At 67.2% G+C, this 15,790-nt stretch carries 10 protein-coding genes, 1 rRNA gene and 1 pseudogene; 6 read left to right on the forward strand and 6 right to left on the reverse strand.

The genetic code is table 11. The features are described from left to right. The first annotated feature begins 70 nt into the window (after nucleotides 1-70). Nucleotides 71-185: ribosomal RNA gene (gene rrf, locus E4A48_RS19025) — 5S ribosomal RNA — on the forward strand. A 580-nt stretch (nucleotides 186-765) separates the two neighbouring features. Beyond that, entirely contained in the window at nucleotides 766-1,833 is a 1,068-nt protein-coding gene (locus tag E4A48_RS19030; RefSeq protein WP_058197073.1) for an NAD(P)-dependent alcohol dehydrogenase, read from the forward strand. A gap of 244 nt (nucleotides 1,834-2,077) precedes the next feature. Here the strand turns inward: E4A48_RS19030 and E4A48_RS19035 are convergent, their stop codons facing one another. Both E4A48_RS19035 and E4A48_RS19040 read right to left on the reverse strand, forming a co-directional pair. After that, entirely contained in the window at nucleotides 2,078-3,808 is a 1,731-nt protein-coding gene (locus E4A48_RS19035) for a M28 family metallopeptidase (protein WP_039006259.1), read from the reverse strand. 84 nt (nucleotides 3,809-3,892) lie between these two features. Next, nucleotides 3,893-4,555: a DUF4097 family beta strand repeat-containing protein gene (locus E4A48_RS19040; RefSeq protein ID WP_142742974.1), complete on the reverse strand. Its 663-nt coding sequence runs from the start codon at nucleotides 4,553-4,555 to the stop codon at nucleotides 3,893-3,895. A 185-nt stretch (nucleotides 4,556-4,740) separates the two neighbouring features. On the opposite strand from E4A48_RS19040, the gene E4A48_RS19045 reads away from it, so the two are divergent. Both E4A48_RS19045 and E4A48_RS19050 read left to right on the forward strand, forming a co-directional pair. Further along, nucleotides 4,741-5,970, forward strand: a complete 1,230-nt coding sequence (locus tag E4A48_RS19045; protein ID WP_039006257.1) for a murein hydrolase activator EnvC family protein — start codon at nucleotides 4,741-4,743, stop codon at nucleotides 5,968-5,970. A gap of 105 nt (nucleotides 5,971-6,075) precedes the next feature. Then, nucleotides 6,076-7,572 (forward strand): S41 family peptidase, encoded by a 1,497-nt coding sequence (locus E4A48_RS19050; protein WP_142742975.1) that lies wholly within the window; start codon nucleotides 6,076-6,078, stop codon nucleotides 7,570-7,572. Between the two features lie 176 nt (nucleotides 7,573-7,748). Here the strand turns inward: E4A48_RS19050 and E4A48_RS19055 are convergent, their stop codons facing one another. From E4A48_RS19055 to E4A48_RS19065, 3 genes are read right to left on the reverse strand one after another with little or no spacing between them, the layout of a single operon-like run. After that, nucleotides 7,749-8,738, reverse strand: a complete 990-nt coding sequence (locus tag E4A48_RS19055) for a D-2-hydroxyacid dehydrogenase family protein (RefSeq protein ID WP_039006255.1) — start codon at nucleotides 8,736-8,738, stop codon at nucleotides 7,749-7,751. Nucleotides 8,739-8,742: 4 nt separating this feature from the next. Next, entirely contained in the window at nucleotides 8,743-9,063 is a 321-nt protein-coding gene (locus E4A48_RS19060; protein ID WP_142742976.1) for a DUF1820 family protein, read from the reverse strand. Nucleotides 9,064-9,095: 32 nt separating this feature from the next. Next, nucleotides 9,096-9,788 carry a rhomboid family intramembrane serine protease gene (locus E4A48_RS19065; protein WP_039006253.1) on the reverse strand — a complete coding sequence of 231 codons (693 nt, stop codon included), beginning with the start codon at nucleotides 9,786-9,788 and terminating at the stop codon, nucleotides 9,096-9,098. Between the two features lie 233 nt (nucleotides 9,789-10,021). Between E4A48_RS19065 and E4A48_RS19070 the strand changes: the two genes are divergently transcribed. Beyond that, entirely contained in the window at nucleotides 10,022-11,359 is a 1,338-nt protein-coding gene (locus E4A48_RS19070) for an outer membrane protein transport protein (protein ID WP_039006252.1), read from the forward strand. Between the two features lie 601 nt (nucleotides 11,360-11,960). Then, nucleotides 11,961-12,486, forward strand: a pseudogene (locus E4A48_RS19075) (TonB-dependent receptor plug domain-containing protein); the annotation flags it as partial. 29 nt (nucleotides 12,487-12,515) lie between these two features. Here the strand turns inward: E4A48_RS19075 and putA are convergent. Further along, entirely contained in the window at nucleotides 12,516-15,701 is a 3,186-nt protein-coding gene (gene putA / locus E4A48_RS19080) for a bifunctional proline dehydrogenase/L-glutamate gamma-semialdehyde dehydrogenase PutA (RefSeq protein WP_142743215.1), read from the reverse strand. Between the last annotated feature and the right edge of the window lie 89 nt (nucleotides 15,702-15,790).

Consider the following 15,790-nt stretch of genomic DNA (forward strand, 5'->3'; position numbering starts at 1 on the left):
CCGTCTTCCAGACAATCCGCACTTCCGTGCCTTGTCAGAAGACACAACCAGGCGACACTCCAACCGTCTCCCTGGTGAAATTAGCGCTGTGGAACCACCCGATCCCATCCCGAACTCGGAAGTGAAACGCAGCTGCGCCGATGGTAGTGTGGCTCAAGCCATGCGAGAGTAGGTCATCGCCAGGGGCTTTACCCCTAATCCCCGTCCCAAAAGGACGGGGATTTTTTTTGCGCGATAAATCCAAAAAACACCCTCCTCTGCCAGATCGTGCTAATGCGAGTAGCTCGATGCCAGCAGCGACGCATTCATGGCCGTCCTTCTTGCAACCGCACGCAAGTGATCTGCGATCGGCAGACTCATCTGCATCTCTGCCTTGATTCGGCGAACTGGCATTGTCCTGGCCTCCTGGAGCCTCCTCGGAATCAGCGCGGCTCACCTGCCTACATCCCAGGTGTCTCACATCCTATCGATGGCACTGTGCGGACCGTCTTCGAACGTCTGGTCCCACAGGTCTTTCAACGTTGCGGCTTGTTCAGATAGGGGGCACTTGCCGGGCATCTACCAACGCTGTGCAAACGCGCTTCCCAACGCGGTTATAGCTCCTGCCTGTATGGCTCGCTCCGTTCCACCTGCGATGCGTGCTTTTAATGCAGGTCGGCTTAGACTTTTCGTCTGCCATGCCAGCTTTGAGGTGTGTTGCAGGCGCCGACGACATAGGCGTTGCCCACGCTTCAGCCCCTTCTCCCGTCACCAGAGAACTTTCCCATGAGCCAAGCCAACGGATACGCCGCACTGACGTCCGATCAGCCGCTGACCCCCTATGTGTTCGAGCGCCGTACGACGGGACCGCACGACGTCAGCATCGAGATCCTCTACTGCGGCGTCTGCCATTCCGACCTGCATACCGCGCGCAACGAGTGGCACAACACCCAGTATCCGTCCGTACCGGGGCATGAAATCGTCGGGCGTGTCACTGCGGTCGGCGACCAGGTCGATGCCTTCAAGGTCGGCGATCTGGCCGGTGTCGGTTGCATGGTCGATAGCTGCCGGCATTGCGCCTCCTGCGCCGACGGCGAAGAGCAGTACTGCGAAAACGGTTTTATCGGTACCTACAACGGTCCCATGTTCGGCGGCGAGAACACCTATGGCGGCTACTCCGACCATATCGTGGTCGATCAGAACTACGTGCTGCGCATCAGCCACGCCGAAAAGGACCTCGCGGCGGTGGCGCCGTTGCTATGCGCCGGCATCACCACCTATTCGCCGCTGAACCATTGGAGGGTCGGGCCGGGCAAGAAGGTCGGTATCGTCGGCTTGGGCGGCCTGGGCCACATGGGGGTGAAGATTGCGCACGCGATGGGCGCGCATGTGGTGCTGTTCACCACCTCGGCCGGCAAGAAGGACGATGCCTTGCGTCTGGGCGCTGACGAAGTGGTGGTGTCCAAATTGCCGCAGGAGATGGCCATGCATGCCAACAGCTTCGACTTCATCCTCAATACGGTCGCCGCCTCGCATGACCTGGACGCATTCCTGGCCCTGCTCAAGCGCGATGGCACGATGACGCTGGTCGGCGCGCCGGCCGAGCCGCATCCGTCGCCGACGGTGTTCAACCTGATCATGAAGCGCTGCCAGCTGGCCGGCTCGCTGATCGGCGGCATTCGCGAGACCCAGGAGATGCTCGACTTCTGTGCGAAGCACGGCATCGTATCGGACATCGAGACGATCGAGATGGCGCAGATCAACGAGGCCTACGAGCGCATGCTCAAGGGCGACGTGAAGTATCGCTTCGTCATCGACATGGCCAGCCTGGAGAACGCCAAGCAGGCCGCTTGATGCAGTGGCATGGCCGGCTGCGCAACAAGGCGGCTGGCCATGTGCTCGCGATGCGCGATGTTCGACGAGACGCCTGGATGCGCGCGCGCCCAGGCGTTTTTTATGCGCCTCATGTGCCATCAGGGGAAGCAACAGCGTCGGGCCTCAGCGACGGTGGTCGAAGTCGGCGGAATGGGTTGAAACGACAACGGCGTCGCAGCGCCGTTGCGTTGTCGCGACTGTCGCGAAGAGAGGCGTCAGCCGATCATTTGCCCGGCGTGGCTGGTGCCGGTTTGACACCGCCCGTCATGCTGTCGCGGGCCGCCTTGAACGGATTGTCCTGATACCAGTTCGGCCACGCATCGCCTGCCGCCAGTTCCTTGCCGACGCCGTAGACGGCCTGCAAGTCGTCCATCACTCCATCGAGCTTCCAGGTGGCCGGATCGTATTGGTCGGCGGGCGTGTGGTAGCGGTGCTTGCCGTAGTCCTCAGAGGTGCGCTTGCCGGCATCAAGGCCCCCATCGATCAGGTCTTCGCCGCCACCGATATAAAGCGCCGGTACGCCGGCCTTGGCGAAGTTGAAGTGATCGGAGCGGAAGTAGAAGCCACTCTGCGGCGCAGACTCTGCATGCAGCACGCGGCCCTGTGCGGCGGCGATCGGCTTGAGCAGGTCCTCCAGTTCGGAGCTGCCGAAGCCGTTGACCACCAGGTCCTTGGCGCGGCCGGCGACCGGCATCGCATCGAGGTTGATGACGCCGGCGATCTTGTTCAAGGGGAAGGTCGGATGGGCGACGTAGTACTTGGAACCGAGCAGGCCCGACTCTTCCAGCGTCACCGCCAAGAACACCACCGACCGTTCCGGCTTGGGCTGCTGGTGCACGAACGCATCGGCGACCTCGAGGATGCCGGCGACGCCGGTCGCATTGTCCACTGCACCGTTGTAGATGTTGTCGCCGGATTCGCCCTCGTGCTTGCCAAGGTGATCCCAGTGCGCCATGTACAGCACGGCCTCGTCGGCGCGGCTGCCGCCGGGCAGCACGCCGACCACGTTGCGCGATTTCTTCTCGGAAATCGTGCTCTTCAGATCCACCGACAGCTTGGCCTTCAGCGGCACCGGCGTGAAGCCGCGCTTGCTGGCGTCTTTGTAGGCCTGGTCCAGGTCCAGCCCGGCATCGGCGAACAACTGCTGGGCGGCCTGCGCGGTGATCCAGCCCTGCGCGGCGATGCGCGGTTCCGGATCGTCCTTGGCCGGCAGGTCGTATTGCGCGCCGGACCAGGAATTCTTGACCACGTCCCAGCCGTAGCTGGCGCCGGGAGTGTCGTGCACGATCAATGCGGCCACCGCGCCCTTGCGCGCCGCTTCCTCGAACTTGTAGGTCCAGCGCCCGTAGTACGTCATGCGCTTGCCTTCAAACAACGTGCCGTCCTCGGTATGGAAGCCCGGATCGTTGACGAACATCACCACCGTCTTGCCCTTCCAGTCCTGGTCGGCGTAGTCGTTCCACTTCTGCTCCGGCGCGTCCACGCCGTAGCCGACGAACACCATGTCGCTGGCGTCGATCCTGACCTCGGTCTGACCGGTGCGGGTGCCGATCACCATGTCGGTACCGAATTTCAGTTCGCGCGGCTTGCCGTTCTGCTCCAGCTTCAGCGTGGTGTTCGGATCGGCCGTGGTCTCGGTCATCGCCACGTCCTGGAACCAGCTGTCGCCGTTGCCCGGCTGCAGGCCGATGCGCTGCATCTGGTCGCGGATGTAGGAAACCGTCTTCTCTTCGCCCGCAGTGCCGGGGCCGCGGCCTTCGAACGTGTCCGAGGACAGGGTCTTGACCAGCTCGCCGAAGTCGGCCGGGGTGATCTCGGGAGAAAAGCTGTGGGCCGCGGCTGCAACAGGAGCGGGCACGGACGGCGCGGCATCGGCGGCCGGGGCTGGCCCTTCGCGCTCGCATGCAGTCAGCGCGGCAGCAGCAGCCAGGCACAGCACGAGCTTGCGGGACATGGGGGCTCCTGGGGTGTGAGGAATCCCGATTCTATAGGCAAGTCCCGCGCGCGCGCCGCCGGCATTGCGCACGACGCGGTCGGATCAATTCTCCGGCGCGGTGTCGCTGTCGAACGGCTGCGCGGTGGCGCCGCTGATCGGACCGGTCTTGGCGCTGCGGTGCACGTACAGGGTCACCTCGCGCTCGAAATGCAGCGGGCCATCGATCACCGCGCGCGGGCCGATGATGACGCGTGGCTTGCGCGCCGGCTTGAACGACATGCTGAAGCTCGGCTTCTTCATCTCGATGCCGCCGCCGAGGTGCGAGTCGTGGCCGACGGTGATGTCGCCATTGACCGTCTCGATGCCGCCCTGCAGCTGCGTGGCGACCAGTCCGATGCTGCCGTTGACGCTTTCCACGCTGCCGCCGATGTGGCTACCGCGGTCGACGAAGATGCCGCCGTTGACCGTCTCGATGGAATCGGCGATCTGCACCTGCTGGCCCACGCGGATGCCGCCGTTGACCGTGGACAGGCCTCCGGTCTGCGCGTTGTCGGCGATGTTGAGGCCACCGTTGACGGTTTCCACATTGCCGATACGGGCGCCGGATTCGACCTTGATGCCGCCGTTCACGGTTTCCAGGTCGCCGTACTGCTTGCCGGTTTCGGCGGTGATGCTGCCATTGACCTTGCTGATGCCTTCTGCCGCCAGGGTGGGGCCAGCGAGCAGGGCCAACGTCAACAGGACCGATAAATGCGTACGCTTCATCACTCACCTCCAGAATGCAGTCCAGTCGCGGCACCACGCGTGCGGCGATCACAACACGCTTCGCTACAATCCGCACCTGCCTGAAGTCATTGGACCAGCCCTTGCCCGCAAACGTTTCTGCTTCGTTGCGTCCCGCGTCGCCCAGCACGGTGCGGCGGCGCCTGCCCGCCTGTGGGCGCGCTGCGATGCGACTGCTGGCGGCGACCGCATTGCTACTGATCGCGACGCTGGCGCTGGCGCAGAACCCGCGCGAGGCCGAGCGGCGCCTGGAGAAGGTGCGCGGCGAGCTGAAGAGCGTGGCCGAGGAACGGCACCAGCTGGAAGGCAAGCGCGGCGACGCGGCGCGGCAGTTGCGCGATGCCGACGAGAAGGTGGCCACGACCGGGCGCAGCCTGGCGCAGACCCAGCAGGCCCTGCGCCAGCACCAGCAGACCCTGGCCGAACTGGAGCGCAAGCGCGACACGCTGCGCAGCGGCCTGGTACGGCAGCGTGCCGAACTGGCGCAACTGCTGCGTGCCGCCTATGCGATCGGCAGCAATGCGCCATTGAAGCTGCTGCTGGCGCAGGATCGGGTGGCCGATGCCAATCGCCTGCTGGCCTATCACCGCTATCTGCAGCGCGAGCGCGCGCAGCGTATCGCCACCCTGACCCATGAGCTGCAGGCGCTGGAGCAGGTGCAGCGCGAGGTGGCGGCCAAGCGGCAACAGCTCAGCGCAGCGCAGCGCCAGCAGCAGGAACAGGCGGCGGCGCTGCAGCGCGACCGCACGCAGCGCGCCAGCCTGGTGTCCGAACTGGACGAGCGTTACCAGGATCGCAGCGAACGCGAGAAGGCGCTGGGCCAGGATGCCAAGGCGCTGGAAACGCTGCTGGCCAATCTGCGCGCGGCGGCGGCGCGGGCCGAGGCCGAGCGCCGCGCCGCCGCCAAACGCGCCGCCGCCGAGCAGGCCGCGCAGGCCAAGGCCGCGGCGAAGCATCCGTCGCGCGGCGGCAGCAAGGTGCCGCCGAAGGTGGTGGCGTCGGCGCCGGCGTTGAAGGTCGGCGGCCTGGGCTGGCCGCTGTCCGGCGATTTGATCGCGCGCTATGGCGGCAAGCTGCCGGACGGGCGCACCAGCAACGGCGTGCTGATCGCCGCGCCGGCCGGCAGCACGATCACCGCCGTGGCCGACGGCACGGTAGTGTTCTCCGACTGGATGACCGGTTACGGCATGATCCTGATCGTGGACCACGGCAACGGCTACATGAGCCTGTACGCCCACAACGATGCGTTGCTGCGCGATCCCGGCGACCGGGTCAAGCGTGGCGATGCGGTGGCCAAGGTCGGCAATTCCGGCGGACAAGGGCGCCCAGCGCTGTATTTCGAGTTGCGCCGCAACGGCCAGCCGGTGGATCCGTCGTCGTGGCTGCAGCGCCGCTGAGCGCGGCCGCGGCCGTGCATTCAACGCGGATTTAGCCCGCTTTCGCGCATAATCCGGACAGCTGCGCCGTGCACGGCGCAGGTCATCCCCCAATCGGAGTGCTTCATGCGCGTAGTCCTGTCCGCTGCCCTGTTGCTTGCTCTGGCGCCGCTGCCGTCGATGGCGCAGAGCGTCGGCGAACAGACGCCCCCGGCTCCGGCGGCCAGCGCCGACGATCCGGACGCCACCGAATCGGCCACCTCGCGCGTGCCGCTGGACGAGATCCGCCGCTACGTGGCGGTGTACAACGCGGTGAAGGAAGCCTACGTCGATCCGGTCGACGACAAGAAACTCATGCAGTCGGCGATCCGCGGCCTATTGCTGGACCTGGATCCGCACAGCACCTATTTCAGCAAGGAGGACGCCGAGGCCTTCGACGAACAGGCCACCGGCGCCTACGACGGCATCGGCGTGGAGCTGCTGCAGCTGCCGGACAACACGCTTAAGGTGGTCTCGCCGATCGACGACACCCCGGCCGCGCGCGCCGGCGTGCGCTCGGGCGACATCATCGTCGCCATCGACGGCAAGCCGATCAGCGCGGTCAAGGCGATGGAGCCGTTGCGCGGCGAGTCGGGCAGCAAGGTGGTGCTGACCATCGTCCGCGAGAAAATGGACAAGCCGTTCGACGTGACCCTGACCCGGCAGACCATCCGCGTCGCCAGCGTGCGCAGCCGCATGCTCGAGCCGGGCTACGGCTATATCCGCATCAGCACCTTCCAGGCCGATACCGGCGCCGACTTCCACAAGCAGCTGCAGCAGTTGCAGGCGCAGTCCGGCGGCAAGCTGCGTGGGCTGGTGCTGGACCTGCGCAGTAACCCCGGTGGCCTGTTGACCGCGGCGGTGCAGGTGGCCGACGACCTGCTCGACAAGGGCACCATCGTGACCACGCGCGGGCGCATCTCGGTCAGCGATTCCAAGTTCGACGCCACTCCCGGCGACCTGCTCAACGGCGCGCCGATGGTGGCGCTGGTCGACGCCGGATCTGCCAGCGCTTCGGAAGTGCTGGCTGGTGCGCTGCGCGACAACAAGCGCGCGCGCGTCGTCGGCAGCCGCACCTTCGGCAAGGGCTCGGTGCAGACCGTGCTGCCGCTGGACAATGGCGACTCGGTCAAGCTGACCACGGCGCGCTACTACACGCCCAGCGGCAAGTCGATCCAGGCCAGCGGCATCGTGCCGGAAGTGCTGCTGCGCCCGGAAGAGAGCAAAAAGGAGGATGCCGACAAGCCGGCGGTGCTGGCCGACTACAGCGAAGCGACGCTGCCTGGCCATCTGCACGGCGACGACGAAGGCGCCGAGGGCTATAGCGCCGGCGACGTGCTGCCCGGCGACGCGCCGATCGCGCAGGCCCTGGCCGAACTCAAGCAGCCTGGCGCGGTGGCCAGGGCCGCTGCGGCCAAGCAGGCCATACCGAAAGCCAAGCCGGCCGCAGCGCCGGCGTCGGCGCGGAAGCCGGCCGCACCGGCGGCTTCCGCCCCGCAGCAGCAGCCGCCGGCCGAGTCCGAGTCCGGCAAGACGACCCAACCGGGCAAGAGCGAACCCGCGCTACCGCCGTCGGGTTCCTGAGCGGGCGACGGCACGGCGCCATCGCCAGCCGACGGGTTCGCGCATGCGCGAGTGCGGCAGACGAAGATGGCGTCAGGAGCCGGGCGCGCACGCCGCGCGGAACGCGTGCGTGCGGCAACCGGGGCACGCCAAAGCCGCCATCGGCCACAGCGCCGCCGGCGCCGGCAACATGCGGGTCAGCCCGATGACGTCGCCAGTACTTCGGGGTTGGCCAGGCATTGCGGCGCGCCAGCGGCGAAAGCCAGCAGGTTGTCGAAGGCCGTGCCGAAGTAAAGTGCGTAGCTGGCTTGCTCGACATAGCCCAGGTGCGGCGTTGCCAGCACCCGCGGGTGGCGCAGTAGCGGGTACTGCGGATCCAGCACCGGTTCGTGCTCAAACACGTCCAGCGCCGCCTGTCCCGGACGCCCGGCGTCCAGCGCCGCCAGCAGCGCGCCGGGCGCGAGCAACTCGGCGCGGCTGGTATTGACCAGCAGCGCGTCGGGCTTCATTCGCAGCAGGTCGTCGAGCACGATCTGGTGCCGGGTCGCGGCGACCAGGCGCCGGTGCAAACTGAGTACGTCGCTGTCGGCGAACAGTGACGCGCGGCTTGTCGCTACCTCGAATCCGTCCGCGCGTGCCTGCGTGCAGGAACTCTCGCCGCCCCAGATCAGCACGCGCATGCCGAATGCGCGGCCATACGCGGCCACGCGGCGACCGATCTTGCCGTAGCTCCACACGCCCAGGGTCAGGCCGTGCAGGCTGCGGCCCAGGTGCGCGTCGCCGGTGGCTTGCCAGTGGCCGGCGTGCAATGCATCGTGATAAGCGGGCAGCCGCCGGCTGGCCGCCATCATCAGCGCCCAGGTCAGCTCCGCCGGTGCGATCGGTGAGCCGGCCCCTTCGCTCACCGCGATCCCGTGTGTGGTGCATGCGGCCAAGTCGATGTGTGCGCCGATCTTGCCGGTCTGGCTGATCAGGCGCAGGTTCGGTAGCTGCGCCAGCAGCGCGGCATCGATGTGGGTGCGTTCGCGGATCAGCACCAGCGCCTCGGCCGGCGCAGCGCGCTCGACGAAAGCCGCGCGATCGTGCAGTGGCGCGGTCAGTACATCGACGGAATGCGCCTGCAGCCGCTGAAAGCAGGGGAGCTGCCGGACCGTGTCCTGGTAGTCGTCCGCGATCAGGATCCGCATCGGCTCAGCGCGGCTTGCCCGGCATCGGGAACGGTGTGATCACCTTTTCGCCGGTGGCCGCGTCGCGGATCGCCGACTGGCCCTTCTTCTCCACTTCCTCGATGCGCACGATGCTCTGCATCGGCAGATGCAGCATCTTGGTGTCGCCGAATTCCTCGCGCAGGCGTTCTTCGGTGGGATCGACGACCAGGCCGTCGTGCAGGTCGAACACCAGCCCGCCGATCTCGCTGAAGCCCCACAGGTGACTGCTGCCCACGTGTTGCGCGTACAGCTCGTACACCTTGCCGTGGTTGAGGAACGTCACTTTGTACAGGGACTTGGCCATGGGCCAAGTATAGAGCGCTGCGGCGCGCCGGCTCAGAAGCCCTTGCGCTTGCGCAGGCGCCGCGCGATCGCCGCGCGCACGTACAGCCCGTACGCCATGCCCAGGGTGAAGCCGGTCAGGTGCGCGGACCATGCGACCATGCCGAACGCCGGCCCGATGTAGGCGAACACCACCTGCAGCGCCGCCCAGGTGCCGATCAGCAGCGAGGCCGGCGCGCGTACGAATTCCAGGAACAGCCCCAGCGGCAGTACCACGCCGAGCTTGGCGCGCGGGAACAGCGCCAGGTAGGTGCCGATCAGCGCCGAGACCGCGCCGCTGGCGCCGATGATGACCCGGTCCGGGGTGCCGATCGCGAACACTGCGGCCAGGTTGGAGAGGGCGCCACCGCCCAGGAACAGCAGCAGGAAGCGCCACGGCCCGAGCACGCGCTCGGCTGGCAGGCCGAAGATCAGCAGGAACACCAGGTTGCCGAGCAGGTGCGACCAGTCCGCATGCAGGAACAGCGCGGTGAACAGGCGCAGCACACTGCCGTCCTGCACGGTGGCCAGCCAGTCGCGCGGGCTGGCGACGCCGGCCGAGAGCGCGCCCCAGTCCAGCCACAGCGTGGCGCGAGCCTGGTTGGGGCGGCTGATCGACCACAGGAACGCCAGCCACATGGCCGCGAACAGCAACGGCGTGGCCCAGCGCAGCGTGGTCCGGTCGCGGGAGGGAATGGAGACGAACATGCCTGTACCGGGGAACGCGGGCTGTAACGATACCGGCTTCATCCGGCTGAACGCACGCCTACTTCGGGTGAAACTGAACGGGCGTTATTGTTATTGTTCGGTTAACGCAGCGGGGTATACTGCATACGGCGTCGTATGTCGGGAGGGGTCTCCGGCGCGCATTCCTGGCTTGCTCAGCGGGGGATGTGCAGACGCGAACACAGACATTTTCGTCTTCCGGAGAGTAACAAGCCATGCAAAACGCAACCCAGTTCATCCGTTTCACTGCCCTGGCCGTCGGCATCGTCGGCGCCCTGACCATCGGTCAGGCGCATGGCGCCGCGTTCCAGCTGAAGGAAAACAGCGCCAAGGGTCTGGGCCGTGCCTTCGCCGGCTCCGGCAGTGCGCCCGGCGACGCCTCGATCATCGCCAACAACCCGGCCGGCATGCGCCAGCTCGACGGCAAGGTGTTCCAGGCCGACGTCAGCGCGATCCAGTTCGCCGCCAAGTACCAGGGCACCGGCACCTACGCCACCGGCGCGCCAATCTCCGGCGGCAACGGCGGCGATGCGGGCACGATCGCGCCAGTCCCGGCGGTGTACTTCCACCTGCCGTTCGGCGAGAACAACAACATGCACCTCGGCACCTCGCTGACCGTGCCGTACGGCTTCAAGACCGAATACGACCGCGACTGGGTCGGCCGCTACAACGGCGTCAAGACTGAGCTGCAGGCGATCGACTTCAACGTGGCGTTCTCCTACGACGTGAACCCGTACGTATCGTTCGGCGCGTCGGTGTTCGCCGAGCGCCTGGACATCGACCTGTCCAACGCGATCGACCTGGGCAGCGTCCTGGCCGCGCGCCGCGTGCCGGGCTTTGCGCCGGGCAGCGCCGATGGCTACTCGCGCATCAAGGGCGACAGCACCGATGTCGGCTACACCCTGGGCGGCTTGTTCAGCATCGACGAGAACACCCACATCGGCTTCAGCTACCGTTCGAAGGTCGAGCACAAAATCACCGACGGCACGGCCGACTTCACCAGCCCGGCCAACGCCGCCACCGTGCTGGCCTTCGCCGCGCCGGGCACCTTCGTCGACACCAAGGGCCGCGCCACGGTCACGCTGCCGGCCAGCGCGACCGCCAGCTTCACCCACAACATCAACGAGCAGTGGACGGTGATGGCCGACGTCAGCCGCACCGCCTGGAGCAAGTTCGACCAGGTGACGGTGGACTTCGCGAACAACCAGCCCAACAGCGTGCTGAACTTCGCCTACAACGACACCACCTTCGTCTCGATCGGTGCCGACTACCGCATGAGCGACACGCTGACTCTGCGCGGCGGCCTGGCCTACGACGAAACCCCGACCAGCAACGAGCACCGCGACGTGCGCGTGCCCGACGCGAGCCGCAAGTGGGTCTCGTTGGGTCTGAGCTGGCGTCCGTCCGAGCAGGCCGAGTACAGCTTCGGCTATACGCACCTGTTCACCAGCGATCCGAGCATCAACTCGACCACCGCGACCGGCAACACCTTGGTCGGCAGCTACGACGTGAGCGGCAACGTGCTGGCGGCGTCGGTCAACTACAAGTTCTGATCGAGCGCGTGCGCGACAGTCGCGCGGCGCAGGCCGCGCGCCACCAAAGCCCCGCTTCGGCGGGGCTTTTTTGTGCGTGTTTCCCTGTGGCCGGTGCGGCTCTGCGCATATCCTGGCGACTGCTTGACTGACCTCGGAGCCGGGCGTAGGAGGCTTGTGAAGCCGATTGGGAGATGAGATCGGCATGTGGCCACGGCAGTGATGCCGTCGCCATTCGTCCTGCGGCCGTGGACTGGGAGCGGTTGGCAATGCACCACCGCGAATCGAACCCGTCGTCCTGCGCTGCTGTGCGCGTTCGCCAAGGCCTGCCGGCGTGACCGTTCGCCACAAACTGAGCGCCCTGCGCTCACGCGACAAGTGCGTCGCCGGCTACTGGCCGCCTCGACGCTAATCGTGCATCGCGGTCTGATCTGACCGACGCGTCGCCGCTGTTTTCCGTGTTCCGTTGCCCGTGCGCGCCATGCAGTCGTCGTGCGTCCGGTCGGTCCCAACGACATCCGGGTTGCAAACATGCGTCGCGCCCGGTGCCTGGCACTTTTGGCGAGGGGAAGCACATGGGCATTCGTGTTCGTTCGAACAGCAAGGTTCTGGTTGAGGCGATGCCAATCTCTGCGACGCCAGCAACCTCAAGATGAACGCGGCGAACACGGTGGACGTGCTCTGCGCCAATGATCTGCAGCACACCGCGGTGCACAACGTCGCCGAGGCGCTGGGGCTGATCTCGGGCATCAACATCACCACCACCGGTTCGGGCTATTTTGGTGGCGTGGTCGGCGGCGTGGATGGCGCGGCGCGCGGCGAGGGCATGTTCGCCTCGGTGCGCGGCTTGCCGTCGAAATACAACGTCAACCTGATCGACGGCGTCACCGTCGCGCGGGGCATGCCCCATAGCCGCAACGTGCAGCTCAGCTTGCTGCCGCCCTCAGGGCTGCTGACCATCGTGGCCAACAAGACCTCCGCTGCCGACATGGACAGCGACGCATCGACTTCCGCACGCCCACCACATTCGATTTCAAGCACACCACCAGCGTCAGCGTGACCGGCAGCGGGCGCCTGGAGAGCCGTGCGCGCGACTACGGCGGCCATAGCCTGGGCGGCGAGTTCCACACAAGTTCGGCGACGAACAGCCGAATGAATGAAGAAACGCGCGCGCCGATCAGTCGCCCAGCGTCAGCAACGACGCATTGCCGCCAGCGGCAGTGGTGTTGACCGTCACCACTTTCTCGGTGGCGAAGCGCAGCAGGTAGTGCGGGCCGCCGGCCTTGGGGCCGGTGCCGGACAGGCCTTGGCCACCGAACGGTTGCACGCCGACCACCGCGCCGATCTGGTTGCGGTTGACGTAGACGTTGCCGACCTGCACGCGTGCGGCGATGCGCTCGATGGTCTCGTCGATGCGCGAGTGCACGCCCAGGGTCAGGCCGTAGCCAGTGGCGTTGATCTGCTCGATCACTGCGTCGAGCTGGTCGGCCTTCCAGCGGATCACGTGCAGCACCGGGCCGAAGATCTCGCGCTGCAGCTGCGCCAGCGATTGCAGTTCGTACGCGCGCGGGGCGAAGAAGCTGCCGTGCGCGGTGCCGTCGTCGCTGGCGGCCACCGCGATCAGCCGCGCTTCGCGGTCCATGCGCGCGGCGTGGTCGGTGAGCAGTTGCAGCGCGTCGGCGTCGATCACCGGGCCGACGTCGGTGGACAGCAGGCCCGGGTCGCCGATCTTCAGTTCGGCCATCGCGCCGGCGAGCATGGTCATCACCTTGTCGGCGATGTCGTCCTGCACGAACAGCACGCGCGCGGCCGAGCAGCGCTGGCCGGCGGAGATGAAAGCGCTGGAGATCGCGTCCTTGACCACCGCCTCGGGCAGCGACGAGGAGTCGGCGATGAACGCATTCTGGCCGCCGGTCTCAGCGATCAGCACGCCGATCGCGGCATCGCGCGCGGCCAGTGCGCGGTTGATCGCGCGTGCGGTCTCGGTGGAGCCGGTGAAGGCGACGCCGGCCACGCGCGCATCGCGAGTCAGTGCGGCGCCGACGGTGGCGCCGTCGCCGGGCAGGAATTGCACCGCCGCTTCCGGCACGCCGGCTTCGTGCAGCAGCTTCACCGCGGCATGCCCGACCAGGTTGGTCTGCTCGGCCGGCTTGGCGATGACGCTGTTGCCGGCGGCCAGCGCCGCGGCGACCTGGCCGAGGAAGATCGCCAGCGGGAAATTCCACGGGCTGATGCACACGAACACGCCGCGGCCGTGCAGCTGCAGTTCGTTGGATTCGCCGGTCGGCCCGGGCAGGCGCTCGGGCGCGCCGAACTGGGCGCGCGCCTGGCCGGCGTAATAGCGCAGGAAATCCACCGCCTCGCGCACTTCGGCGACGCCGTCGGGCAGGGTCTTGCCCGCTTCCTTGACGCACAGCGCGATGAACTCGGGCATACGCGCTTCCAGCAGGTCGGCGGCGTGCTCGAGGATGGTGGCGCGGCTGGCGGCCGGGGTGCGGTTCCAGCCCGGCTGCGCGGCCACCGCGTTGGCCAGCGCCTTCTCCACGGTGGCCGCGTCGGCCGGTTGCCAGCGGCCTACCACCTGGCGGCGGTCGGCGGGGTTGGTCACCGCCAGCGCGTCGTTGGCGAGCACCGCGCCCGGCACCAGCGGCGGGGCCTGCCAGGGCTTGATCGCGGCGTTGAGCTGGTCGGCCAGCGCGCGCAGGTCGTTGTCGTTGGCGAGGTTGGCGCCCATGGAATTCTTCCTGTTGTGGTTCTGGCTGCGCAGCAGGTCGGCCGGCAGCGGGATCTTCGGATGCGGGATGGAGGCGAACGCGGACACGGCCTCGACCGGGTCGCGGATCAGGTCCTCGATGGCCACGTCCTCGTCGGTGATGCGGTTGACGAAGCTGGAGTTGGCGCCGTTCTCGAGCAGGCGCCGCACCAGGTACGGCAGCAGGTCTTCGTGCGAGCCGACCGGCGCGTACACGCGGCACGGCACGCCCAGGCGCCCGGCCGGGATCACCTCGGCGTACAGGTCGTCGCCCATGCCGTGCAGCTTCTGGTGTTCGTAGTCCTTGCCGCTGGCGATGGCACGCACCGCGGCGATGGTCTGCGCATTGTGGGTGGCGAACATCGGGTACAGCGCGTCGCTGTGCGCGAACATGCGCTTGGCGCAGGCCAGGTAGGACACGTCGGTGTTCTGCTTGCGGGTGAATACCGGATAGCCCGGATGGCCCTCAACCTGAGCGCGCTTGATCTCCGCGTCCCAGTACGCGCCCTTGACCAGGCGCACCGGGATGCGGCGGCCGACGCGGCGCGCCAGGTCGGCGAGGAAGTCGATCGTGTACGGGGTACGCTTCTGGTACGCCTGCACCGCCAGGCCGTAGCCTTCCCAGCCGTCTAGCGACGGATCGCAGAAGGTAGCCTCGATGATGTCCAGCGACAGCTCCAGGCGGTCGGCTTCCTCGGCATCGACCGTGTAGCCGATGCCGTAGGACCGGGCCAGCTGCGCCAGTTCCAGCACGCCCGGCACCAGCTCGGCCATCACCCGCGCGCGCTTGGCGTGCTCGTAGCGCGGGTACAGCGCCGACAGTTTGATCGAGATGCTGGGCGCGGCGAACACGTCGCTGCCCTGGTACGAGCCGTTGGGGCCGCTGCGTCCGATCGCGTGGATTGCCTGGCGGTAGGCGTCGAGGTAGCGATACGCGTCCTTCATCGTCAGCGCGCCTTCGCCGAGCATGTCGAACGAGTAGCGGTAATGCGCGTTATCGCCCTTCTTGGAGCGCGACAAGGCCTCGCCGATGCTGCGGCCCATCACGAACTGGTGGCCCATGATCTTCATCGCCTGGCGCACCGCCAGGCGGATCACCGGCTCGCCGACGCGGCCGATCAGGCGCTTGAACGCGCCGGCCACGTCGGCGCGGGTCAGGTCGTTGATCTGCACCAGCTTGCCGGTGAGCATCAGGCCCCAGGTGGAGGCGTTGACCAGCACCGAGTCGCTTTCGCCCATGTGCTTTTTCCAGTCCGCGTCGCCGAGCTTGTCGCGGATCAGCTTGTCGGCGGTTTCCTGGTCGGGGATGCGCAGCAACGCCTCGGCCACGCACATCAGCAGCACGCCTTCCTCGCTGCCCAGGTCGTACTGGCGCATGAAGGCTTCGATCGCGCCCTGGTTCTGGGCGCGGGCGCGCACCCGGGTGACCAGGTCGGCCGCCAACGCCTGCACCTTGGCCTGGTCGGCGGCGGGCAGGCGCGCCTGCTCGAGCAGTTCGTGCACGTGTTCGGCCTCGTCCTTCAGCCACGCAGCGGTGATCGCGGCGCGCAGGGCCTGGGGCGCAGGGGGCAGTTCGGGGGCAAGCAACGGCGAGGGAGACGCAGACGGCATCGCCGGGAAGGAACCGGCGCCAGACAGAGCGTTCATGCAGGAAGGACCATGGAAGATGCGCGCATTTTATGCCAGCACCCGCTCGCGCA

This window comes from Xanthomonas translucens pv. cerealis, assembly GCF_006838285.1.
GTDB lineage: Bacteria > Pseudomonadota > Gammaproteobacteria > Xanthomonadales > Xanthomonadaceae > Xanthomonas_A > Xanthomonas_A cerealis.

Excerpts from the sequence above, each read along its gene's own strand:
- E4A48_RS19030 (WP_058197073.1), top strand. The coding sequence starts at position 766 with ATGAGCCAAGCCAACGGATACGCCGCACTGACGTCCGATCAGCCGCTG.
- E4A48_RS19035 (WP_039006259.1), bottom strand. The coding sequence starts at position 3,808 with ATGTCCCGCAAGCTCGTGCTGTGCCTGGCTGCTGCTGCCGCGCTGACT.
- E4A48_RS19040 (WP_142742974.1), bottom strand. The coding sequence starts at position 4,555 with ATGAAGCGTACGCATTTATCGGTCCTGTTGACGTTGGCCCTGCTCGCT.
- E4A48_RS19045 (WP_039006257.1), top strand. The coding sequence starts at position 4,741 with ATGCGACTGCTGGCGGCGACCGCATTGCTACTGATCGCGACGCTGGCG.
- E4A48_RS19050 (WP_142742975.1), top strand. The coding sequence starts at position 6,076 with ATGCGCGTAGTCCTGTCCGCTGCCCTGTTGCTTGCTCTGGCGCCGCTG.
- E4A48_RS19055 (WP_039006255.1), bottom strand. The coding sequence starts at position 8,738 with ATGCGGATCCTGATCGCGGACGACTACCAGGACACGGTCCGGCAGCTC.
- E4A48_RS19060 (WP_142742976.1), bottom strand. The coding sequence starts at position 9,063 with ATGGCCAAGTCCCTGTACAAAGTGACGTTCCTCAACCACGGCAAGGTG.
- E4A48_RS19065 (WP_039006253.1), bottom strand. The coding sequence starts at position 9,788 with ATGTTCGTCTCCATTCCCTCCCGCGACCGGACCACGCTGCGCTGGGCC.
- E4A48_RS19070 (WP_039006252.1), top strand. The coding sequence starts at position 10,022 with ATGCAAAACGCAACCCAGTTCATCCGTTTCACTGCCCTGGCCGTCGGC.
- putA (WP_142743215.1), bottom strand. The coding sequence starts at position 15,701 with ATGCCGTCTGCGTCTCCCTCGCCGTTGCTTGCCCCCGAACTGCCCCCT.